Raw genomic sequence first — 20,338 nt, forward strand, 5'->3', positions numbered from 1 at the left:
CGGCATCAGCGGGACCAGCCACGGAGCCGGTTCGACGACGACACCCCCGACACCGGCCGTTGAACGAAGCGGAGAAGTCATGATCCGACGCAGAACTCTGCTGGCGGCGACAGGCGGCGCCCTCGTCGGCGGCGCCCTGGCGACAGGCACCGCACACGCGGACGCGACCATCGCCGTCAACCCCGGCACGTCGTACGGCACCTGGGAGGGCTGGGGCACCTCCCTGGCCTGGTGGGCCAACGTCTTCGGCAACCGGAACGACTTCGCCGACCTCTTCTTCACCACCAACTCGGTGACCTACAACGGCACGAGCCTCCCCGGCCTGGGCCTCAACATCGCCCGCTACAACCTCGGCGCGTCCAGCTGGAACACCGTGAACGGCGAGTCGATGGTCGCCTCGCCCAACATCCCCGGCTTCAAGCAGATCGAGGGCTTCTGGCAGGACTGGAACAACGAGGACCCCACCTCCTCGGCCTGGGACTGGACCGCGGACGCCAACCAGCGCGCGATGCTCCAGAAGGCGACGGCGCGCGGCGCGACCACGGAACTCTTCGCCAACTCCCCCATGTGGTGGATGTGCTCCAACCACAACCCCTCCGGCGCGGCGGGCGGCGGCAACAACCTCCAGACCTGGAACTACCGCCAGCACGCCTCGCACCTGGCGGCGACGGCCCTGTACGCGAAGTCGAACTGGGGCGTGAACTTCGCGACGGTCGACCCCTTCAACGAGCCGGCCTCCACCTGGTGGACCGCCACCGGCACCCAGGAGGGCTGCCACATGGACCCGGCGGTCCAGGCGGCCGTACTCCCGTACATGCGCAGCGAGTTGGACAAGCGGGGCCTGACGGGCGTACGCATCGCGGCCTCGGACGAGACGAACATCGACACGGCCCGCTCGACATGGTCGTCCTTCAACTCTGCCACCAAGGCCCTGGTCAGCCAGGTCAACGTACACGGCTACCAGGGCTCGGGCGGCCGCCGCGACCTCCTCTACACGGACGTCGTCACGACCTCCGGCAAGAAGCTCTGGAACTCGGAGACGGGCGACAGCGACGGCACGGGCCTGACCCTGGCCTCGAACCTCTGCTACGACTTCCGCTGGCTGCACCCGACAGCTTGGTGCTACTGGCAGGTCATGGACCCGTCGACGGGCTGGGCGATGATCGCCTACGACGCGAACACCCTCCAGCCGACCACCATCCAGACCAAGTACTACGTGATGGCGCAGTTCAGCCGCCACATCCGCCCGGGGATGAGGATCCTCGACACGGGCGTGAGCTACGCGGCGGCGGCCTACGACGCGGCCGCGCGCCGCTTGGTGATCGTCGCGGTGAACACGTCGACCTCGGCCCAGACCCTGACCTTCGACCTGTCGCGCTTCACGACGGTGTCAGGCGGCTCGGGCGGCCTGGTCCCCCGCTGGAACACGGTGACGACGGGCGGCGACCAGTACCGGTCGTACTCGAACACGTTCCTGAGCGGTAAGTCGGTCGCGGTGCCGTTCGCGGCGAAGGCGGTGCAGACGTTGCAGATCGACGGGGTGGTGATCTGACGGGGCGGTGATCTGACGGGGCGGTGATCTGACGGGGCGGGTGTGACGCAACCGGAGGCGTTCCCGGAACGTCGTGCGTCACATGACGAAACCAGCCGTAGAACCAGCCGTAGAACCAGCCGTAGAAGCAGCCGTAGAAGCAGCCGTGGAAGCGGCAGGTGGAAGCAGGAGCGAGGACGAGCGTGGGCGCCGCCGCCCCGGCCTGGTGGCGCCCGCGCTGGCGAACCTGGCCATCGGGTTGCCCGCGATCATCCCGCTGTACTCGGCGTACTGGCTGCTGACGAACTACCTGCCCTCGACCTGCGACGCCTTCGCGCCCAGGCCGGACACGTCCAACTGCGACTACCACACCCTCGATCACGCACCGGTGATGATGTCCCTGCTGGCGGTGACGGGAGCGATCCTGCTGCTCGCGGTGCTGACAGTGGACGTCCTGGGCCCACGCCGCCGAGCCGACGACCGCCCCGGGAGATGGCTGGCGACGGCGGCACTGATCCCGGTGCCGTTCCTGTTGCTGCTGTGCCTGGCGAAGGCGTGACCAAGACCGACGGCGCCCGCCTCGACCAGGCAATATCTGCACCCTCTTCCGACCTCCGTTCTCCGCACCGCCACCCCCAGCCAGTACGGTGTCTGCCATGCGCCCCGACACGCCTGCCGAAAACGTCGACCACACCGCCGAAGCGGCACGCCTGGAGCGAACCGCCGGCCTCTACCCCGAGGACGCCGAGGCCCTGCTCCTCCAGGCCGCGGCCCACCTGGAACTGTCCGGCGACCGCCCCGCCGCGACCGCGCTCTACGACCGCCTGCTGTCGTCGTCGACCCCCTTGGACGACCCCCACCTGGTACGGGCCCTGAAGGCCTCCAACCTCTGGGAGTACGGCCACGAGGCAGAGGCCAGGGCCATCATCGAAGGCGTCCGAGCCGCCGCCCCGCGTGACCCGGCCCCGTGGGTGATCGTCGCGGAGGCGTTGGAGTCCCACGACGAGCTGGAGCAGGCGCAGGAGACGTTCACCCAGGGCGTGACCCTCCTCCTGACCGACGTACCGGAGCCCCCGTACGCCACCCACCCCCTCCTCTTCGGCCGCCACCGCGTACGCCGCATGCTGGGCGTACCCCACGACGAGTGGGACACCTTCGCGGACACCCTCCACTCCATGCCGGTCTCCCTGGACGAACTCCACGACCCCAAGCGCGTCTGGTCCCTGGGCTCGGACAACCCGGCGGAACTGGAGGCCGAGATCTCCCGCCTCCGCGCGGAACTGGGCGCCTACCGGGAGGCCCTGTCCCGCCCGTTCCCGGTGGCGGTGCTCCACTGGACGGCGGGTGAGCTGGCGGAGCTGGTTGCCGCGTATCCGTCGTTGGCGGTGGAGTACCCCTCGCATGAGGAGCACCTGCAGACGATAGAGGGGTCCCTGAGGGAACTGGCCTCTTCGGGCACCCCGAACCTGGGGATCGTGACGGGGACAGTGCCTTCGTACGAGGCCTTCGCGGCCTCGGAACTGGCCTCACCGGAGGATGCGACGCTGCTGCCGCAGTATGCGACTACGTTGGCGGCGCGGGGGCGGGCAACCGCCTGGCCGCCGGACAGGGGGGCGCAGTGCTGGTGCGGGAGCCAGAGGCTATACCGCGCCTGCCATAGCTGAGGCGAGAACATCGCACTCTTGTCTCCAGCCGGGACACATCGTTAGCTCGTACCCGTCACATCTCCCGGCGGGTGGGTACGCAGCCGCGCTCCGATGAGTGCGAGACTCTTCGCACCGAGGGTTGCCGTGGGAAGATGACCAGCTCTCGCATGAACCGCCACCAGAAGGAGAGTCATGTCCAGCGGCCATGAACGCCCCCAGTTCACCCAGGCACTGACCTCGATAGAGATCTGTGCGGGTGCAGGCGGCCAAGCCGTTGGGCTGCACCAGGCGGGATTCAACCACAGCGCCTTGGTGGAATGGGACCCTCACGCTGTGAACACGCTGCGCGCAAATGTCGGAGACTGGCCCGGATGGAATCCTGAAAAGGCACTGCAGATTGACCCCATGGACGTCCGCGACTTCCTGGACTCCGACCTCAGGAAGAATCTAGATCCAGGACGAGGAGATCTTGATCTCCTGGCCGGTGGAGTACCCTGCCCTCCCTTTTCCCTGGCTGGGAAACGACTGGGGGAAGATGATGACCGCGACCTGTTCCCGGCAGCTTTGAAGATCATTGAAGAACTGCAGCCAAAAGCCGTAATGATCGAAAACGTGCGCGGCATCCTTGAACCTCCAGAGTTTTTCATCGAATATCGGATCAAGATCCTGAATCGCCTGCGCGACGCGGGTTATGTGATTCCAGATATCGATCCCAATAAATCACCCAAGGCGCAGGATATCGCCATGCGTAAGGTGTGGCGACGGCTCGACGCCAAGGATTTCGGTGTACCGCAACTGCGTCCGCGAGCAATCCTCGTCGCTATTCACAAGGACGCGCTGGACGAGAGTCCGCATAATTTCGAATGGCCGGTGCGCCTTAGAGCCGACGAAGCGACGGTTTTCACGCACCTCCGGGAGACCATGCGTGAGCGCTGCGAAGACTACTGGGAGCTGAATCAGTACGGCCAGCCTGCCAAACCAGACGATCGCACCGGCAAAAACGTGTACGACGACTGGTACGACGCGGCTGAGAAAGCCGCCGCCGCAGGGCGGGGAATCGCCCCCACCCTGGTGGGCGGCTCCAAGAAGCATGGTGGAGCAGACCTCGGCCCGACCCGCGCCAAACGCGCCTGGGCAGCCATGAATGTGGACGCCATGGGAGTTGCGAACGACCGTAAGGAATGCAACCCGGAGCGTGACATTTTCAGACCAACCGGCCCTATGCTGACGGTTGAGCAAGCGGCAATCATTCAGGGATTCCCGCGCGACTGGAAATTCCGAGGCGGGAAGACCGCGCGTTACCGCCAGGTCGGAAACGCCTTTCCGCCGCCGGTCGCCGAAGCCGTGGGTCGTGCCATTGCTGCGGTTCTGCGTCCCGAGCACCGGACCGAACTGCTGGCGAAGTACGTCATGGAGTCAACCGGCAGCAATTCCCCGGAAATTTCCGGCCCTCAGGCAGAACAAATGGAGTTTTCCGTGTCAGCGCGCCTTGCGCGCCAGAACCGTGTCGACAATCTGGCTGGCGCAAGTTCCTGACGGCTCGTGCTCCCAGAAGCGGAGCACGAGCCACCCCGCCTCGGTCAGCCGCTGGTCCGTATCACGGTCTCTCGTAACGTTGCGGAGGACCTTCTCCGACCAGTAACCAGAGTTCGTCTTCGGAGGTACGTAATGCTCAGGACAACCGTGCCAATAGCATCCGTCGACAAACACCGCAACCTTCGTCGGCCGGAATACCAGGTCAGCCGTCCGGCGAAGGTCTGGTAGCGGGCGGGCCGCGACACGATAGCGAAGTCCTTTGGCGTGCACCAGCCGACGGATCAACTGTTCGGGCTTCGTGTCACGGCTTCGAATCGCCTGCATGTTGCGCCGTCGCGCCGCGGATGAGGCCCACGACCCCTCCGGCGCAACCCACTCGGATTCGTTCGTCACACTTCCAGAGGGTAGTAGGCGCTCCGGTCCAGTCGGCACGAACCTGCGGTAAGTCAGCGGCTCCCCACATGGCTCAGCAGTGCTTCCACATCGCCCGGCGCCAGCCCTGCCCCGACGGAGGGTTCCTCTTCAAGATCCGCGAGCTGCTGAACCGTCGGGTCATCAAGGATCCGGCCCATGAAGTCGAGCTTCTTCTCAAGCCTGTGAGCCACCACCTCATCGATCGTCTTGCGGGCCGCCAGGACAGTGACCCTGGTCTCAGTGTCCGGTGCCAGGCCGAGGCGGTGAATGCGGTCAAGACTCTGCAGGAACCTGCCGGCCATGAAGTCCCGGTCGACGTAAACCGCGTCATGGCAGACGTGGTGCAGGCTGATGCCCTCACCGAGGGTGGCCGGGTTGGAGATGAGCACCATGCAGCTTGGGTCTTCGCGAAAGCGCCTGAGTTGTTCATCACGGTCCGGCGTACCCCCGTAAACGACGGCTGGACTGTACTTCTCCAGCATCCGCTCCAGGGTCGTCAGGCTCCGGACAAAGGTCGTCCAGAGCAAGGTCTTCCGGCCGCGCGCGGCATTCTCCGCGATGATCGCGACGGCCTCCTTGTACTTGGGCGACAGCTCGTGGTCGGGCAGGGACTGCATGAGCGAGTACAGGGAGCTGTTCTTCGGGATCTCCAGAGGCGGGAGCTGGTACGCCAGAGGCTCATACTTGCTCCCGCCTTCCAGCAGGAGCGCGGGACTGACCGCGGCCATCAGCAAGCGGAGCGCCGTCTTACCCAGAGCACTGAGATCGTCTCGTGCTCCTTCAGCCTTCGCACCCTGCGTCAGCGACTCGTAGATCTCGTCGTGGAGTGGCGGCATATCCACATAGCGCAGGCCCAACTGCACTGGGGGCAAGCCGAGTTCATGCTTGGTCGTCCGGGTGAACAGGGGCCTCAGGACTGTGCTCGCATGCGCGAGGTCGCCCCCGGCAACGGCCTGGACCACTGTGCGCTGGCCATGTCCCGGCCAGACAAAGCCCAGCAGGTTCTCCAAATCCTTGGCCCCGTTCGGTGCCGGTGTTCCCGTGAGGATGAGGCGACGCGCGGCCAGCGGTCCCAGCGCCATGCAGGCAGCTCCGTAGGTGCCCCGCGCACCGAGCTTCATCCGGTGTGCCTCGTCCAGGATGATCATCGCAGGCCCAGCCTTGAGCCACCCCGCCAGCAGGCCGAGCGAGCGGTCAAGGCGCTCGTAATTGACGATCAGAACTTCCGTCCACTGGTCCATCGAGCCGTCAAGCACATGCGTTCGCAGGGCGTACTGGAAGCACACGGCGGTTTCGTAACGCCACGACTCATAGGCCGACTTGGGGCAGACGACCAGCAGGCGGCTTACCCGCCCTTGTGTCTTCTGAGCCGCGTAGACGGCGAGAGCAACACGGGTCTTTCCCGCCCCAGGGACGCTGAAATTGGCGCCATGCTGAAGGGACAGGAGCTTGGCTATGTCACGGAGCTGGAACTCGCTGAGCTCGCCTCGCCATGTCTCTCCGAGAAGGCCGCGCACTGCGCCGGGGGCAATCTCCGTGGGCCCCGGAGACTCATCCAGCCGTTGCTTGACCGTGTTCGCGTCCTGCACCACGCCGGCCACCAGCGCGCCCAGCTCGGGCTCCCACTCGACGCCCTGCGGGTGTGGCCAGCTTCCGAGCGCCCCGAGGTCCCCCAGGAGTTCATCCAGCGCGATAGACGCGTTGAGAGGGCCCAGCTGGCCGCCCGTACGAAAACGGGCGGCCAGCTGAACGAGAGCCTGCTGGTATTCATCGGTGGTACGCAGTACTACACGGGTGCGCGTCTCGTCGAAACCGAGTCGCAGGGAGGTTCCCTCAGAGCTGAGCGTCATGCCGTGGGCTCCACCGTCGCGGCTTCGAGCAGCCAGGTGACCCCGTCACCGGGGTCGGGCAGGCCCCGGCCGGCCTGCTGTGCCAGCTTGCGCAGGCTGGAGCGGAGGTTGAGGACAGCGTCGTCGAACGCTTCCTCGTCCAGGCTGCGGGACGACCGCGCCTGCACGAGATCGGCCACACACTGGTCGATGCTGGCGCATGCCTCGGCAAGCCGGGCGGGAGCGAGTTGCTTGCGCTTACGCAGGCGCGTACTACGGCCGGCCGCCTCGATGGCCTTGTCGAAAGCATCCTTCGCCTCAGCGATCGTTCCCTGCTTCTCGGCCTTCTCGCTGTCCGCGAGGCCAGGGGCGCCGGCACCCACCACAGCCTTGGCCCTCAGGAGCCGGTCGTTCAGCGCACGAGCCGCCGAGACAGCCGAAGAGGCAGCCGGCACCGTAAGCCCCAGGCCGGGAATGACTACCCCGGCAGCTTCAGGAACCGACGAACCGGAAGCATCCGGGGCCGGAAGCATGTCGCCGAGCCCCTCCTTGAGGAAGTGCTCGTCGATGTGCCGCACATCCGTCTTGGAGAAGTCCAGGAGGATGGCGGCCAGCCGCCATTCCTTGAGCACTTCAGCCTGGTCACGGTCAACCGACTCCAGCTTCATGTAGAGCCGCTGCAGTTCCTTCAGTCGCTCCTGGGCGCCTTCCCAGTCGACCAGGCGCAGCTTGGAGCCCCCGCCGCTCGCACTGCGTTCGATCAGATCCCGGATCGTGGTCAGGATCCAGCGCTCCTGGTGGTACGTCTTCACCTGAATCCGAAACGCCTTGGCGATCTGATCCGGGGTCCGCCCGAGGGCAGCCTGCTCCTCCATCGCGAGCAGACGGTTGACATACGAGTAGTCGCGGCGGTGATCCTTGCGGAGCTGCAAGGACAGCTCGACGGCGTTGATGTCAGCCCACGTGAACGACTCGGGAAGCACCCCAACCCGCATCGACTGCACGCCAAGTTCCCGCAGGGCGCAAGCCCTCGTGTTCCCGTTGACCAGGATGCCGTGATGGGTGACCAGCCCAGGATCGTTCTGACCGAACTGCTTCAGGCTCTCCTTGAGGGTGTCGAAGTCGATGTCGCGGAGACTGGGGTCAGCCGGCGATGCCTGGAGGAGGAAACGAAGGTAGTCCTGGCTCTCCGCGCTCCACGGATCCTTGTCCAGCCCTTCGTCACGGACGGGGTCGTGACTGCGCTGGGCCCGGATCCGATGTGTGCCGGGGTTGAGGTACAGGCCGCTGAGCGGGAGATCGATGACCTCGATATGAGCCTGCTGTTCGTTCCAGTCGACCGTCACGGTCTCGCGGGTGCCGCCGGCGTCGCGCACCTCCCGTACCTTCGTCTTGATCCGTTCACTGAACTCGTCCGCCCGCGGCGGCGGGGCAAACTCGCGCACCATCGTCGTCTCCGCTCCGTCAGTCGTTGTCGTGGTCAAGCTCGGTGTCATCGGCCAGCTCTGCGGCCACGGCCTTACGCGAGTCCTCAGGGAGGCTCCGGTAGAGGCCCCACGCCTTTTCCAGCTGTCCGAGCGTGCGCTGATCAGCCTCGGTCCAGGCGGCAAGCGCCTGCCTCTCCATCGGAGAGAGCGCGCGCACCTGGGCCAACACCTGGGCCAGCTCGACAGTCCGCTCGCCGGTCCCCAGGCCGCACCGCTTGCACTCCGTCACGGTCTGGAAGTCCGTGGAGCCGTCCGGCAACACCACCTTGCGCCGGGCCACGTTGAGCACCGCCGGGGTGACGGTGTCCTCGTAGAGCTCGCCGGCGCCGATTCCGCACGCACGGCACATGTAGTTGTCGGCCGCGAGGATCTTGGCCCTCTGCGCCGCGGTAATGCTCGCCTTGTGCTTGGGTGCCTTGGCCTGCCCGGGCAGCCACACCTCCGTGCCTGCGGCGACGAAGCGCTGCTCCTGCTGGGTCAGCGTCGGATCTTCACGGCTCGTGTCGATCTGCCAGCCGTGATCCCGGAGGTCCCGCAACCGCCGGTCGATCTGCGCGACGTCGGGAAAAGCCTCCCGCAGCTCTACCTTCTTGAACGTCCCGCCTACCCCCACTACCTGCAGAAGCCACAGGGCCGTACGCACCTTGCTTCCCAGGTTCTCGCTCTGCCAAGACGGCAGCGTCATCTGCTGATCCTCCAGATCCGTGTGACGACGACAAAGGTGGACGTAAGCCGCCACCAAAAACAAGCCACACCCAAAGCGCACATAAAGCACCCCGTAGATGCAACAAGCCCCCCGCTGCGTGACCTGCGGTGACGCCACGAGCGATTGCCTAGGAAAATTCTTGCACTGCCGGTCATCGAGAAGTCAATGACGTAACTCTTGCGACAAAAAGAGCAAGCGAACCTCTCATTCCTTGCGGCACAATCTGCAACGGCCGCAGCCTGAGCTTGACCGGCCACCGCCGCGCAGGAATCACGGAGAAAGGAAGACTGCGACATGACGCACAGCCAGGCCAGCCACGCTTGGGCCACGAAGGGCATCAGCAGTGACGTTCCACCGGGGAAGCGGGCCCTGGCCCTGCGAATTCAGCAGCTGTGCCGTCACCTGACAGGGGAAAGCAGGACAAAGGGGGGCGTTCTGAAGCCAACCCAGGCACAAGCCGCGAAACGTATAGGAATTTCCGAGACGTCACTATCCCGGTTCCTGAGCGGAAATTCCGTCCCGGCGATGGAGCTGCTGGAGCGGATACACACGTTCGCCCGCAAGGACGCGGGCAGCGCCTTCCCCTCCGAGATCACTCTCACCAACCTGCGGGACCTGAGGGAACGAGCGAACGCGGATCACTGCGACAGCTGCGTACACCTGCGCGCTGAGCTGGAGAAACTGAGGGCCGAGATGGGCGAGGAAGGCATCCGAACCACAGGCATACCCTCAGTGGACACTCCCGCCGACAGCCCGACTCGGCAGACGCTTGAGAGTGCCGCACGGCGGACACTGACCGAGCAGCTCCGTGCCCTGGAGGCGCAACGCGACGAACTGGCAGCCCAAAGGGACGAGCTGGAGCAACACCGCGATCACTCTAAGACCGAGATTGACCGGCTCAGGAAGGAAAACACACGGCTCGGCATCTTTGCTGCCTCACGGACGGCAAGGCGGGCCGGCCTTGGATTCCATCCGGCACCGACCAGAGCAACTGAACCAGGTCCGCTGCCGGTCCCCCGGCAAGACGGGTACCGGCAGCGGAGTAGCACTGATGAGCGTGCCGCACGGAACATCGCAAGCAAGGCGGACGCCCTCAGGAAGAGCAGCCGGCAAGGTGGCACCGTACCCCTCCTGCATCACATGGTGCGCACAGCTAGCCACGGAGAGCTAGCGGCACTCCTGTGCCTGTTGCGTCGCCAGCAGGAGAGGGCGCTCGCCGAGGACCTGATCCATATCTACGGGCGGGACCAAAGTCATCAGGACGTCGTCCTCGTAGCGGCGGAACTCCATGACCGTGGCGCCCCCGATGACGCCGGCGCCCTGCTTCGTGCCCGCGCCATGCTGTGATCGGCTCACGCTTGGGGCTTACGGCACTTACGCGGCGACCTCCCCTTCGTAGCGCACTTGAGCCTGATCCAGGACGCCATCCGGGTCGCCGCCACAGGCCGCTGTCCAGTGCAGGAGATCGGCGATCAGCGCGACCGCGGCGTCCTCCAGACGCATGCGCGCATACCGGCCATGAGGCGGAGGCACCACCGCGCTCCCATACCGCTCCAGCGCTTCAGCGGCCCGTTCGATCCTTCGGCACATCCCCATGGAATCGACCGCGACCTCGCACCACACCGACTTGCCCGCCGCCGTGAGGGCAGTGCCCCAGGCCGCACTGAGCGCCGCGAGCAAGTGAAGGCCGCGTCCGCATTCATCTCCCCAGCTGCCTGGTGAGGCGGCGGGGAAGGCTTCGCTCCTGTCGTGCATCTCGACCCGCAGTCTCCCGTCGCGCCACTCCAGAACTAGAGTCGCGGCGACTCCTTCACCGACGTGTTTGATGACGTTGGTAGCCAGCTCCGTGACAAGCAACTCCGCTTCCTCGACTGCGGCAGGGATGCCCCACTGGCTCAGCTGTTTGGCGGCCGCTCTCCGGAGGAGGCCGACCTCCAGCGGCACCGCTTCAAAAGGCAGAACACAGCGGAGTCGGGGTTCGATGACTTCATGGCCGGACATGGCCGGCTCCTCCCTCACGGGCCACGCGCATGCTGCGCCTGCCGTGTCCGCACGGCTGCACGGCGTAGCGATTCCGTCACCGAGCATGACACAGAGAACTCTCACCGTGTAACTTCTCACGAGAATCCATCGAGTGAATCTGATGGTGGGCCCACCACCGCACTGTCTAGCCTGATGGGGATTTCCGCGCCGCAGCCCGGCGCATGGCGAAGGAGCCGCATGCCGGAACGGACCACAACCCGCCGCCGCCAACTGGGTGCAATGATGCGCAAGTTGCGTGCCCGCAAAGGGCTGACACTTGAGGAGGCCGGCCAGCTTGTCGGCGTATCCAAGGCAACGGTCAGCAGGTACGAGACCCAGGCCGGGCCGGTCAAGTGGATCGTTGTCGACGCGCTTTGCCGCGAGTACGGGGCAACTGAGGCGGAGCGCACGGCCGTTGTCGGGCTCGCGAAGGATGCCAAGCAGCAAGGCTGGTGGAGCTCCTTCGCCGATTCCATCCCAGAGAGCATGAACCTGCTCCTGACCCTTGAGGACGACGCCGTTCGCGAGAGTCACTTCTCTTGCGTCTACGTGCCTGGCCTCCTGCAGACCCGGGCATACAGCACGGCGCTGCAGAAGGCGAACGAAGTCCCCCTGGAGTCAGCGGAGATCGAGCGGCTCGTCGACATCCGTATGAAGCGGCAGGAGATCCTCACCCGCCCGAAACCGCTACATCTATGGGCAATCCTTGACGAGTCCGTGATCCGCCGGGTCGTCGGGTCACCCCAGATCATGAAAGAGCAGCTCGATCTACTACTCGAAGCGAACGAGTCCCCTCACATCACGCTTCAGGTACTGCCCTTCTCCAAGGGAGCGCACGCCGCGGCCCTTGGCAGCTTTGTCATCATCGGCGGCACCGAGCAGGCACTCGACGTGGTGTATGTCGACTTCCACACCGGCTCCCTCTTCCTGGAGAAGGATGAGGAACTGGAGCGATACAGACTTGCGTTCGAGTACCTCCGGGCACAAGCGTTGGACATGGAGGCATCCTCCGCTGTGATCCATCGTGCCCGTAAGGAGCTGTAAATGTCCCTCGGCCCTCAGCCCACCCACGCCGATGAGGTCTGGTTCAAGTCGTCGTACAGCGGCGGCAACACGACTGAGTGCGTCGAGGCCGCCTTCGCCCCCTTCGGCGTGCTCGTGCGGGACTCCAAGCGGCCTGCACATCCGCACCTCGCGGTCTCGGCCAGGGCATGGGCCAGTTTCTTGGCTGCCGTTCACCTGGCCTGATGAGCTTCACACCCGTGCTGATGGCGTACGCAAGATGGGCATGTCAGCAGCCGATGGCAGCCACCCTCCGCTGTGGTTGGAGACGGGGCCGATCATCGCTGTTGGTCGCGGCGCCTGGCATGCATTCCTGTGTGGCGGTCTGGAGCACGGACGCTTGACGCAGTGAAGAGGGAGTCTCCACAGCCGCGCTCGTTCCGCTGTAGGACACTCGTGCATAGGACAGCAGACAGCAAGGAGCAGACGATCGTGAGCGCACAATACGCGGAGACGCCCGGGCCAGCGGCGCTGTCGTGAAGACCATCGGCGACATTCGAGTAGCTCTTCGGTTCGGACACGGCTTTCCAGGAGACCTGGAGGCCTTCGAAGCAGATCTCCAGCGTGCACTGGAAGCCTCGTCAGAAACGGACCTAAATGCTGTCGCCACAGTCATCGTCGACTACCGGGGCAGGATTCGGCTCTACCAGGACCCTGACTTCGACATGGCAGTGCAGGAGGGTATCGACCTCGCGGCACGGCTGAAGCGGGAGGCACAGGGCCGGTGAGTAGCGTGATCGCAGCCGTCACGGTTCGGGCGGTAGATCGGGCGAAAGCTCGCGGAGCAGAGCAAGCGCTGGAGGCACTCCGGCGGGAACTGGAACAGGTGCCCAGGCTTGGGGTCCTTCTCGGGCCAGCCCGCCAGGACGGCACCGAAGGCCGTAAGACGAAGATCGAGCCCCGGGGCGGAGTGCCAGGGTTGGCAGTGGCGTACGTGTATACACCGGCGCCACCGCCTCCCACCGTGGCCATCGTCGCGGTTACACCTGACGACGGTCTTCCCGCTGAGTAGTTCCTCCCCTCGTCACTCAGCCCCAACGGCCTCCGCGTCAGCGCGACGACACCCGTAGACAACCATTACGCCAGCGCTGTCGCGTGCATGTTCATAATGACGGGGCTTGGGCCAGCCTGACGATCATCGGGACGGTGTGGCAGCAGTGGCCGTGTACGGGCGGCTCGTCTGTCGCATGCAGCTCGCTTCGATCCGACCGGCACTTACCCCGCCCGAGAGATCATTTATGCCAGATCGGGAATATTCCAGAGCCCCCGTGGACGAGGGACAACGCACTCCGTAGCGTCATCCGGGAGCCGCCCACGCAGGGCGGAACAAGAAGGGGGTTCCATGTCGCGCGAGGATCTGACTCGACTCACTGGGACTGTGAACGGGCCCAACTGCGATGACGACGACTGCCCGAACGTCTACCGCACGGCAACCGGCTCCATCGTGGTCCAGGGGAACGTGTCGGATGCCTTCCGGGCTCCGGAGGGTGAGGCCCTGGTGGAGATCCCTGAGTCGGTGCTCAAGGAGGCAGTCCGTGCTCTTGGATGGTGATGAGTGGCGGAGGACGTTCGACGCGTACGAACGTGACGCGTGGCGGTTCGAGGCGCAACCCATCTACACCATGCCCAGGGAAGCCGAGCACATCGACCGCTTCCTGCGCGGTGAGCAAAAGCCTGCGGATCATAATGCTCGCTGGCATGAGCGGGTTCGCGGATACGTGACCTCAGGCCGCACCATTGGGCGAGTGCGGATCGTTCGGAAGCCGTTGACGGACTACCAGCGATACCAGTTCGCGTGGGGAATTCCCGGAAACATCGGGGCCGGCGAGGACATCCGGATCCTGGACGTCACGCAGGAGGACTACGGACTCCCCCTAACAGGAACCGACTGGTGGATGTTCGACGCGACGCGAATAGTGCACCTGAATTTCCGATCGGACGGGACGCAGATCAGCCGCGAGATGTTCACGGGTGACATTGCTCCGTACTTGGAGTGGAAGCGCATTGCGCTGGCTCACTCGGTTCCGTTTTCCGTGTACGTGAAAGAACTAGGTGACCTTCGAACCTGAGCAACTCGGTCAGTCGAGATCCGACCTCGCACAAACACTCCGGGAGTTGCGCAAGCGAGCCGGTCTCACCGGCGACCGGCTCGCTCGGCGTTGCAACATGTCCCAGAGTCAGATCAGTAAGTTCGAGACCGGCAAGAAGACGCCCAATCTCATCGACGTCGAACGTATCCTCCGCGCTCTCAACGCTCCCGCCGATATAGTGGCGGACGTTACGGCTCTCGCACGGATCGCGAACACCGAGTGGCAGGACAAACGCTCGTCCTGGCGCCGCGGAATGGAGAAGCGGCAGACCGAACTGGCTTCCCTTGAGCAGGAGTCAGCTAACCTGCGCTACTTCCTCCCTTCCATGATGACGGGCCTGCTGGCCACGCCTGAATACATCCGCGCCAGCCTTTCTCACACTCCAGGCGACCCGTCGAGGACTGTGGCACGCAAGCTAGAGCGCCAGGCTGTTCTCTACGACACGTCAAAGGCCTTCACTTTTGTCCTGACGGAGCAGGCGGCTCGGTGGGCGATCGTGCCATCGTCCGCCATGGCGGTGCAGATTGACCGCCTGGTGTCGCTGTCCCACCTGCCAAACCTTCACATCGGCGTGATTCCAGCGGGAACCGTAATGGCACGTGGCCCGATGAACACGTTCACGGTCTACGACGACCGACTGGCCACGGTCGAGAACTTCACCGGCCGGATGGTCTTTCGAGACCCCCGCGATGTTTCAGAATATCTCGCCGTGTTCACCTCCTTCGAACAGCATGCTTGCTTCGGCGACGAGGCGCGAACTCTGTTAAATCAGTGGGCGAACGCCTGCCGGTGATCTTTATTCCGTAACCGGAATATCGCTCGAATCCTCCGGAGTCCTGATGAATCATGGACTCGCCATAGAGCCAGGGAGGATTGATGGCCGGTCCACAGAAGCCCAAGGGACACGGACTTACGGAACTTCCTGCTGAGCCAGGAGCCGTACCAGGATGTGGTGCATGCCTCAGCATGTGCGTTCGTAGGGAAAATGCCCGCTCCCGCGGCCACCACAGAGCAGAATCTGACGCAAATTGGGAGCTACGAAAGCATCAGACAGAAGCGCACGCATCATGAGCAGTGTGCCGCTACCTGGATTCCAGATCAGGAAGTCCGAGCGGAAACTGCGCGCTCGGCGACGGGAGTTGCCGTGCTGACGACGGCAGGCATGGACAGACTGATCTCCGAGTGGATTGCTCGGAGTGGCACGCCGGCTTGGGTATGGGACTACCGCGAAACCGTCCGTATCTGCACAGCGGCACGTATCCAGGCATCCCGCGCATGGATCCTCGGCAACTTGTGCAGGCCCAGGCCGTGCGCCAACTGCTCGACATCGGCCAACAGCGGCTCGTCCAGCACGCATCGGATTGAACTTCTGTCATTGGCCATTGCTGGAACGCACACTCGCTTGCCCCCAGCGGCTCTCAAGTTCCCTCTCCTCGAGCACTCGACAGTGCATATAGGAACTCAGGGAGAGGGCGACCCGAAAATCATCCAAACAGTGAGGTGAATTAGTGTTCTACACAATCCCGTCAGCACTGGGAACGATCAGGAAGGGAGCGACGCGATGACCACCGCCGTCACCACCGAATCGCGCGCGGGTCGCTCTCTCGTCACCCAACCCGAGTTCGACATGCTCGCTGCTTTCTGCGCCGATGAGTACGGCCTGGAACGCTGCGTGGCCGACCGTGTCGTAGACCAAGCCCTCGCCCTGGTCTACGTCATGGGCACCACCGGCAAGGGCGCCATCATGGCACCGTCGCATCTGGTCGACCCCGGCTGGCACACGCTCATTCTGCACACCGACTGGTACGCCCAGTGGTGCGAGAAGCAGTTCGGCTACTTCCTGCACCACCAGCCGAACAGCAAGACCCGGACCCGCGGCCTGATGACCGACGTCGTGGCCAAGATCCGGACCGCCGGCTTCGCAGTGGACGACCGCCTGTGGGGCACCGCTGCCGACTGCAACGCGCCGACCTGCTGCGGCGACGGCCCCTGCTGCTGATCCGTTCTTCCAACCACTCCCTGCAGGGAGTGGCCCGCCCCCTGCAGGGCTGCCCCCCTCGTGCGCCAGAACGGACTTCACCCATTGCCCCTGACCAAACTGACCGCGACGAGCCGCGTGACCGTCTTCCCGCTCGAAGCCCTCACCGTCGCGTACACCACGCAGTCCACCGACCAGCGCGCCATGGGTGACATCGGCCTCGTGACCGTCGTCGATGACCACAGCGACGGGGACGCGCTGTGGCGACTGGCTTCCGACCTCGGCAGCCGTACCGCCGACCAGGACCGGGCCCGCTGGATTCTCACTCAGGCGAGCCGCGCCCGCATGGTCAACGCACACACCGACCTGCCCAACGCAACGTGGACGGCGTATATCCGCCGTCGCCTTGATCTCGACGCACTCTTCGTCAACCACGACGTCCTCATGACCGGCCGGATTGCCCTGTTCGCCCCACGGGCAGTGTCGGCTGTGGAAAGTGACAGCCCGGAGGGGCAATCTTGAGCAGTTTGATCCCGTGGCAGCAGCGGCTGGCCACCGGTACGGAAGACATCCAGAGCGAGGTCATCGACTGGTATCGCCGGTCCAGGCATGGCAAGGCGTACGTCCCCACCATGATCTGGGGGACGTTCCAGACCGAGGCGTACGCGACGGCGATCCTGCGTCGGGTCGTCGACTTTCTCGGTGTTCCGGACGACGTGTCGGCGGGCGTTGCCAAACGGATGGAGCGTCAGCAGGTGCTGTACGACGGTGAGCATCACTACGAGGTGGTCCTCGGCGAACAGGCCCTGTACACGAACATCGGCGGGGCGGTGGTGATGCGGGGCCAAATGGAGCGGCTTCTGCGCGACATCGACCTGCCTTCCCTCACCCTCGGCGTGCTTCCCACCGCCGCCGAAGTGAGCGTGGTCCCTATGCCCGGCTTCAATCTGCACGGGGACGACCGGGCCCACTACGAACTCGTCTCCTCCGGAGTGGACATCACCAATCCAGACGAACTCGCCCTCCACGAGAAGGCGTTCAGCGCCCTGACCGAGGCAGCAGCCTACGGAGACGCCGCCAAGGAACTGATCAGAAAGGCCCTGGCCTTCTGGAGCGACGCATGACGGATTCGTAGCCCTCCCGCCACGCTCTGGCAGAGCTGATGCGCCCTCACCGGGCGGAGGGCGGACTCCGACCCCGGACCGATGCCGCCTTTCGGGGGATGGGGGGCAAGCTGATGGGGCCTCACGGGCGTGGCCCGTATGGCAGCTTCGATGAGCGGTGTCGGGCATATCGGATTAGCCTCCGAAATGAGCGCAATATGGATCTTTAGGTGTGCGCTCTAACTCGACCCAAGGAGGAGAAATGCGCAAGCTTCAGAAGGCCGCTGTTGCGGCCGCGATGGTCGGGACCCTGAGCCTCATAGCCACCGGCACTGCCTCAGCCCAGCCTGCATACGACGGTCACGGCTGTAAGTCGCACGACTTTGACCTCAGTCTTCTTGGTCAGGTCGGGGCGCTCAACGGCCTTGCGGGCAATGTGCTCAATGGTGAGGGCCACCCCGGCGCGCAGTACAACCACGTCGGTTCCAGTTGCGGCCACCACTGAGCGATCCGCGATCCGTCGCGTAGTTCGTCGAAAGGGGCCTCGGTGCCCGGGCGACAGTGCCCGGCGCCGGGGCCCCTGCATTTCGGTGGGCATCCATGCGTCCCTGCATCCGTGTGTTCATGCGTCCGTCCATCCATGCGGCCGTGTATCTATGCGGTCGTGCATCCGTGCGGTCGTGCATCCGTGCGGTCGACCAAAGTCGTACGTCGTAGACCTTCGGCCGATGGTGGGGCGGCCGGCCCCTCGGCAGACTCGTTGGGGCACTGGGACGGGCGGACTGCGCCGTACAGGCTGTCGGGGACACGACGGGGAGAGTGGGGAGTGGTATGGGCTCGGGGGACAGCGGTGGGACGGCGCGGGTGGAGGGCCTTTGGGGGGACGGCCGTTCGGGCGGGAAAGTGACCGTGCTCGCGGAGTCGGCCTGGTTTCTGGTTCTGTTCTGTGTCGCGTGCGGGGGCGGGATCGGATGGTTGGTCACCCTCCTTGCCGAGTGGCTGGTGACGTTGTCGTGGGCACCGTTGCAGGGGCCGGCCGAGTTGCTGACGTCCGTGCCGGAGCCCTGGCTCGGGATCGGTGGGGTTGGGGTGGGGGCGGGGTTGGGGCTGGTCGTCGGGTTCGTCGCCGTGCATGAGTCGCTGTCGGTGAGCGTGTCCGCCGGGCGCGTGGTCCTCGGTGTCAGGGACTCCTCGCAGGAGTTCGGGCGCGACGAGATCGATGTGGTCGTGCGGGACGGCAAGCAGCTTGTGCTGCTGGGGCCGGACGGTATGGAGCTCGCTCGGGAGGCCTGCGGTCTGTCCTGGGCACGGGTGGCCGAGGCTTTTGCCCAGCACGGGTATCGGTGGGCGGACGAGGATCCGCATCGGGAGGAGTTCCGGCGTTGGGTTCCGGGGATGCCCGGGCTGCCCGAGGGGGCCGATGCCTTGCTCCGGGCTCGGCAGGAGGCCCGGAAGAAGGAGGAGAACTCGGAGGACGCCCGGGAGCTGCGCGGGGAGCTGTTGCGGCTGGGTGTCGTCATACGTGATGAGAAGCATCGGCAGTACTGGCGGATGCCGCCGCGGTCCTGAGGTACGGGCTTCGGGGAGGGTTCGGGGAGGGTTCGGGGGAAGATGAGGCGCGATGGGGGCGGGGCCGTTGGGCTGAGAGGATTGCGCCGACCGTAGTGGAAGAAGGGGGCTGAGCATGATCGTGCTCTTGCTGGTCGGCGTTCTCGTGCTCGCCGTCGGCGGTTGCGTCTGTGTGGTGTGGGCTTCTCGGGGCGGGCCGCGCTGGGTGCGTGCGGTGGCCGCGGTGACCCTGGGCATGGGTGAGTTGGTGCGGGCGTCGCGGCGTTCTCGTCGCGGGTCGGGGTGGGGCTCGAACTCGGGGTCCAGCTCGGACTAGAGCTGATCGAGGTCGTACGGCCACAGCTACGGCTACGGCTACGGCTGCGGCTGCGGCTGCGGCTGCGACTATCGGCTGCGACTGCGACTGCGACTGCGACTGCGACCAGGCTGTCGGCCTTGATGCGGACGCGGGCCGCGCCCCCGGAGGGCATCCGGCGCGGCCCGCGTGGACCAGCTTGCCGTTCGCCTCGGAGCGGCCGTGCTGGTCGCGGCCATCGCGTTGTGGCTGTGACCAGCACTCTCGCAACACACCCCGGGACTGCGGAGCCGTGCACTTCAGGTTCGGTTTCCGGGCCGGAGCCTCAACAGTTGGACAGAGTGCGGCCGAGGAGGGGGAGCAGGCGGTCCCAGTGAAGCTGCAGTGCGGCGGGGTTGAAAGCGTCGGTGTCGGCCATGGTGAAGCCGTGGACGGTGTCGGGGTAGATCTCCGAGGTGTGGTCGACGCCCGCGGCGTCCAGGGCCTGGTTGAGTTCGGCGAGGGCTTCGGGCGTCAGGTCGGTTTCCGCGTGGCCGAAGTGGACCTGGGCGATGAGGCGGCGCAGGCTGTCGGGCCCGGCCGCGCCCACGGGGGCATGGAACGCGGCGACGGCGGCCACCTGGCCGGGGTGGGCCACGGCGGTGCGCACCGCCAGGAGGCCGCCTATGCAGTAGCCGGTCACCGCGACGGGTCCGGCGCCGGCTTCGGGCTGGGTGGTGAGGAACCTGAGGTAGGCGTCGGCGTCACGCAGGGTCCGTTCGATGGTGTGCGCCTCGATCAGGGGCATCAGCCGGCCCATGACCGTCGTCCGGGCCTCTTCTCCGATGTGCTCGGGAAGTTCGACCACAGGTGCCGGGCCGTGCCGGTAGAAGACGTTGGGGACGAGAACGTAGTAACCGTGGTCGGCCAGTTCGCGGGCCATCTCCCGCAGCACGGGCCGGATGCCGAAGCCGTCCGCGTACATCAGCACCCCGGGGTGCCGTTCGCCATCGTCGGGAAAGGCGGCGAAGGCATCGGCCTGGCCGTCCGCAGTGGGAATCTGCAGCATCTTGGTGGGCATGAACTCTCCT

General features: G+C 65.4%; 23 protein-coding genes. 17 read left to right on the plus strand and 6 right to left on the minus strand.

What is annotated here, in order from left to right:
* Positions 1–79 precede the first annotated feature (79 nt).
* From AQJ67_RS22645 to AQJ67_RS45435, 4 genes are all read left to right on the plus strand, one after another.
* A complete protein-coding gene (locus AQJ67_RS22645; protein ID WP_062720881.1) occupies positions 80–1,552 on the plus strand; it encodes a glycoside hydrolase in 1,473 nt (490 codons plus the stop codon).
* Between the two features lie 145 nt (positions 1,553–1,697).
* Entirely contained in the window at positions 1,698–2,090 is a 393-nt protein-coding gene (locus AQJ67_RS22650) for a hypothetical protein (protein WP_159058809.1), read from the plus strand.
* Positions 2,091–2,187: 97 nt separating this feature from the next.
* Positions 2,188–3,195: a tetratricopeptide repeat protein gene (locus tag AQJ67_RS22655; RefSeq protein ID WP_062720883.1), complete on the plus strand. Its 1,008-nt coding sequence runs from the start codon at positions 2,188–2,190 to the stop codon at positions 3,193–3,195.
* A 174-nt stretch (positions 3,196–3,369) separates the two neighbouring features.
* Positions 3,370–4,713 carry a DNA cytosine methyltransferase gene (locus tag AQJ67_RS45435; RefSeq protein WP_079056095.1) on the plus strand — a complete coding sequence of 448 codons (1,344 nt, stop codon included), beginning with the start codon at positions 3,370–3,372 and terminating at the stop codon, positions 4,711–4,713.
* Here the strand turns inward: AQJ67_RS45435 and AQJ67_RS45440 are convergent.
* The 4 genes from AQJ67_RS45440 to AQJ67_RS22670 form a co-directional block, all read right to left on the minus strand.
* Complete coding sequence (locus AQJ67_RS45440) at positions 4,657–5,106, minus strand: very short patch repair endonuclease (protein WP_079056096.1); 450 nt, start codon at positions 5,104–5,106, stop codon at positions 4,657–4,659. The genes AQJ67_RS45435 and AQJ67_RS45440 overlap by 57 nt on opposite strands.
* A 53-nt stretch (positions 5,107–5,159) precedes the next feature.
* Positions 5,160–6,977 carry a DEAD/DEAH box helicase gene (locus tag AQJ67_RS22660; RefSeq protein ID WP_062720884.1) on the minus strand — a complete coding sequence of 606 codons (1,818 nt, stop codon included), beginning with the start codon at positions 6,975–6,977 and terminating at the stop codon, positions 5,160–5,162.
* Positions 6,974–8,332, minus strand: a complete 1,359-nt coding sequence (locus AQJ67_RS22665; protein WP_341846164.1) for a ParB N-terminal domain-containing protein — start codon at positions 8,330–8,332, stop codon at positions 6,974–6,976. The genes AQJ67_RS22660 and AQJ67_RS22665 overlap by 4 nt, the downstream gene beginning before the upstream one ends.
* An 88-nt stretch (positions 8,333–8,420) precedes the next feature.
* Positions 8,421–9,128 (minus strand): hypothetical protein, encoded by a 708-nt coding sequence (locus AQJ67_RS22670; RefSeq protein ID WP_062720886.1) that lies wholly within the window; start codon positions 9,126–9,128, stop codon positions 8,421–8,423.
* Positions 9,129–9,674: 546 nt separating this feature from the next.
* Between AQJ67_RS22670 and AQJ67_RS22675 the strand changes: the two genes are divergently transcribed.
* Entirely contained in the window at positions 9,675–10,496 is an 822-nt protein-coding gene (locus AQJ67_RS22675) for a hypothetical protein (protein WP_062720887.1), read from the plus strand.
* A 27-nt stretch (positions 10,497–10,523) separates the two neighbouring features.
* Here the strand turns inward: AQJ67_RS22675 and AQJ67_RS22680 are convergent, their stop codons facing one another.
* A complete protein-coding gene (locus AQJ67_RS22680) occupies positions 10,524–11,150 on the minus strand; it encodes an ATP-binding protein (RefSeq protein WP_062720888.1) in 627 nt (208 codons plus the stop codon).
* 219 nt (positions 11,151–11,369) lie between these two features.
* Here AQJ67_RS22680 and AQJ67_RS22685 point away from each other — a divergent pair, with 219 nt between their 5' ends.
* The 12 genes from AQJ67_RS22685 to AQJ67_RS22735 all read left to right on the plus strand — a co-directional run bounded on the left by AQJ67_RS22685 (position 11,370) and on the right by AQJ67_RS22735 (position 19,289).
* Positions 11,370–12,215: a helix-turn-helix domain-containing protein gene (locus tag AQJ67_RS22685; RefSeq protein WP_062720889.1), complete on the plus strand. Its 846-nt coding sequence runs from the start codon at positions 11,370–11,372 to the stop codon at positions 12,213–12,215.
* Complete coding sequence (locus tag AQJ67_RS22690; RefSeq protein ID WP_062720890.1) at positions 12,216–12,419, plus strand: DUF397 domain-containing protein; 204 nt, start codon at positions 12,216–12,218, stop codon at positions 12,417–12,419.
* 290 nt (positions 12,420–12,709) lie between these two features.
* Complete coding sequence (locus AQJ67_RS22695; RefSeq protein ID WP_062720891.1) at positions 12,710–12,961, plus strand: hypothetical protein; 252 nt, start codon at positions 12,710–12,712, stop codon at positions 12,959–12,961.
* A gap of 614 nt (positions 12,962–13,575) precedes the next feature.
* Positions 13,576–13,785, plus strand: coding sequence for a hypothetical protein (locus AQJ67_RS49480; protein ID WP_079056097.1), 210 nt, complete (start codon positions 13,576–13,578; stop codon positions 13,783–13,785).
* On the plus strand, positions 13,769–14,302 hold the full coding sequence (locus AQJ67_RS22700) for a DUF6879 family protein (protein ID WP_062720892.1): 534 nt from the start codon (positions 13,769–13,771) through the stop codon (positions 14,300–14,302). The genes AQJ67_RS49480 and AQJ67_RS22700 overlap by 17 nt, the downstream gene beginning before the upstream one ends.
* Positions 14,286–15,116: a helix-turn-helix domain-containing protein gene (locus AQJ67_RS22705; protein WP_079056098.1), complete on the plus strand. Its 831-nt coding sequence runs from the start codon at positions 14,286–14,288 to the stop codon at positions 15,114–15,116. Before AQJ67_RS22700 ends, AQJ67_RS22705 begins: the two co-directional genes overlap by 17 nt.
* Before the next feature lie 768 nt (positions 15,117–15,884).
* Positions 15,885–16,322, plus strand: coding sequence for a glycine-rich domain-containing protein (locus AQJ67_RS22710; protein WP_062720894.1), 438 nt, complete (start codon positions 15,885–15,887; stop codon positions 16,320–16,322).
* Between the two features lie 84 nt (positions 16,323–16,406).
* On the plus strand, positions 16,407–16,823 hold the full coding sequence (locus AQJ67_RS22715; protein WP_062720895.1) for a hypothetical protein: 417 nt from the start codon (positions 16,407–16,409) through the stop codon (positions 16,821–16,823).
* Entirely contained in the window at positions 16,820–17,425 is a 606-nt protein-coding gene (locus AQJ67_RS22720; protein WP_062720896.1) for a DUF5753 domain-containing protein, read from the plus strand. Before AQJ67_RS22715 ends, AQJ67_RS22720 begins: the two co-directional genes overlap by 4 nt.
* A gap of 241 nt (positions 17,426–17,666) precedes the next feature.
* Positions 17,667–17,909, plus strand: coding sequence for a hypothetical protein (locus tag AQJ67_RS22725; RefSeq protein WP_062720897.1), 243 nt, complete (start codon positions 17,667–17,669; stop codon positions 17,907–17,909).
* A gap of 326 nt (positions 17,910–18,235) precedes the next feature.
* Positions 18,236–18,973, plus strand: a complete 738-nt coding sequence (locus AQJ67_RS22730) for a YqeB family protein (RefSeq protein WP_062720898.1) — start codon at positions 18,236–18,238, stop codon at positions 18,971–18,973.
* Between the two features lie 115 nt (positions 18,974–19,088).
* Positions 19,089–19,289 (plus strand): hypothetical protein, encoded by a 201-nt coding sequence (locus AQJ67_RS22735; RefSeq protein ID WP_062720899.1) that lies wholly within the window; start codon positions 19,089–19,091, stop codon positions 19,287–19,289.
* Between the two features lie 304 nt (positions 19,290–19,593).
* Here AQJ67_RS22735 and AQJ67_RS22740 read toward each other — a convergent pair whose 3' ends face one another.
* Positions 19,594–20,328 carry a dienelactone hydrolase family protein gene (locus AQJ67_RS22740; protein ID WP_062720900.1) on the minus strand — a complete coding sequence of 245 codons (735 nt, stop codon included), beginning with the start codon at positions 20,326–20,328 and terminating at the stop codon, positions 19,594–19,596.
* Between the last annotated feature and the right edge of the window lie 10 nt (positions 20,329–20,338).

The organism is Streptomyces caeruleatus, from assembly GCF_001514235.1.
GTDB lineage: Bacteria > Actinomycetota > Actinomycetes > Streptomycetales > Streptomycetaceae > Streptomyces > Streptomyces caeruleatus.

What these genes read in the sequence shown, in the direction of transcription:
- AQJ67_RS22645 (WP_062720881.1), top strand. Translation starts at nt 80, where the DNA reads ATGATCCGACGCAGAACTCTGCTGGCGGCGACAGGCGGCGCCCTCGTC.
- AQJ67_RS22655 (WP_062720883.1), top strand. Translation starts at nt 2,188, where the DNA reads ATGCGCCCCGACACGCCTGCCGAAAACGTCGACCACACCGCCGAAGCG.
- AQJ67_RS45435 (WP_079056095.1), top strand. Translation starts at nt 3,370, where the DNA reads ATGTCCAGCGGCCATGAACGCCCCCAGTTCACCCAGGCACTGACCTCG.
- AQJ67_RS22660 (WP_062720884.1), bottom strand. Translation starts at nt 6,977, where the DNA reads ATGACGCTCAGCTCTGAGGGAACCTCCCTGCGACTCGGTTTCGACGAG.
- AQJ67_RS22670 (WP_062720886.1), bottom strand. Translation starts at nt 9,128, where the DNA reads ATGACGCTGCCGTCTTGGCAGAGCGAGAACCTGGGAAGCAAGGTGCGT.
- AQJ67_RS22675 (WP_062720887.1), top strand. Translation starts at nt 9,675, where the DNA reads ATGGAGCTGCTGGAGCGGATACACACGTTCGCCCGCAAGGACGCGGGC.
- AQJ67_RS22680 (WP_062720888.1), bottom strand. Translation starts at nt 11,150, where the DNA reads ATGTCCGGCCATGAAGTCATCGAACCCCGACTCCGCTGTGTTCTGCCT.
- AQJ67_RS22685 (WP_062720889.1), top strand. Translation starts at nt 11,370, where the DNA reads ATGCCGGAACGGACCACAACCCGCCGCCGCCAACTGGGTGCAATGATG.
- AQJ67_RS22690 (WP_062720890.1), top strand. Translation starts at nt 12,216, where the DNA reads ATGTCCCTCGGCCCTCAGCCCACCCACGCCGATGAGGTCTGGTTCAAG.
- AQJ67_RS49480 (WP_079056097.1), top strand. Translation starts at nt 13,576, where the DNA reads ATGTCGCGCGAGGATCTGACTCGACTCACTGGGACTGTGAACGGGCCC.
- AQJ67_RS22710 (WP_062720894.1), top strand. Translation starts at nt 15,885, where the DNA reads ATGACCACCGCCGTCACCACCGAATCGCGCGCGGGTCGCTCTCTCGTC.
- AQJ67_RS22725 (WP_062720897.1), top strand. Translation starts at nt 17,667, where the DNA reads ATGCGCAAGCTTCAGAAGGCCGCTGTTGCGGCCGCGATGGTCGGGACC.
- AQJ67_RS22730 (WP_062720898.1), top strand. Translation starts at nt 18,236, where the DNA reads ATGGGCTCGGGGGACAGCGGTGGGACGGCGCGGGTGGAGGGCCTTTGG.
- AQJ67_RS22735 (WP_062720899.1), top strand. Translation starts at nt 19,089, where the DNA reads ATGATCGTGCTCTTGCTGGTCGGCGTTCTCGTGCTCGCCGTCGGCGGT.
- AQJ67_RS22740 (WP_062720900.1), bottom strand. Translation starts at nt 20,328, where the DNA reads ATGCCCACCAAGATGCTGCAGATTCCCACTGCGGACGGCCAGGCCGAT.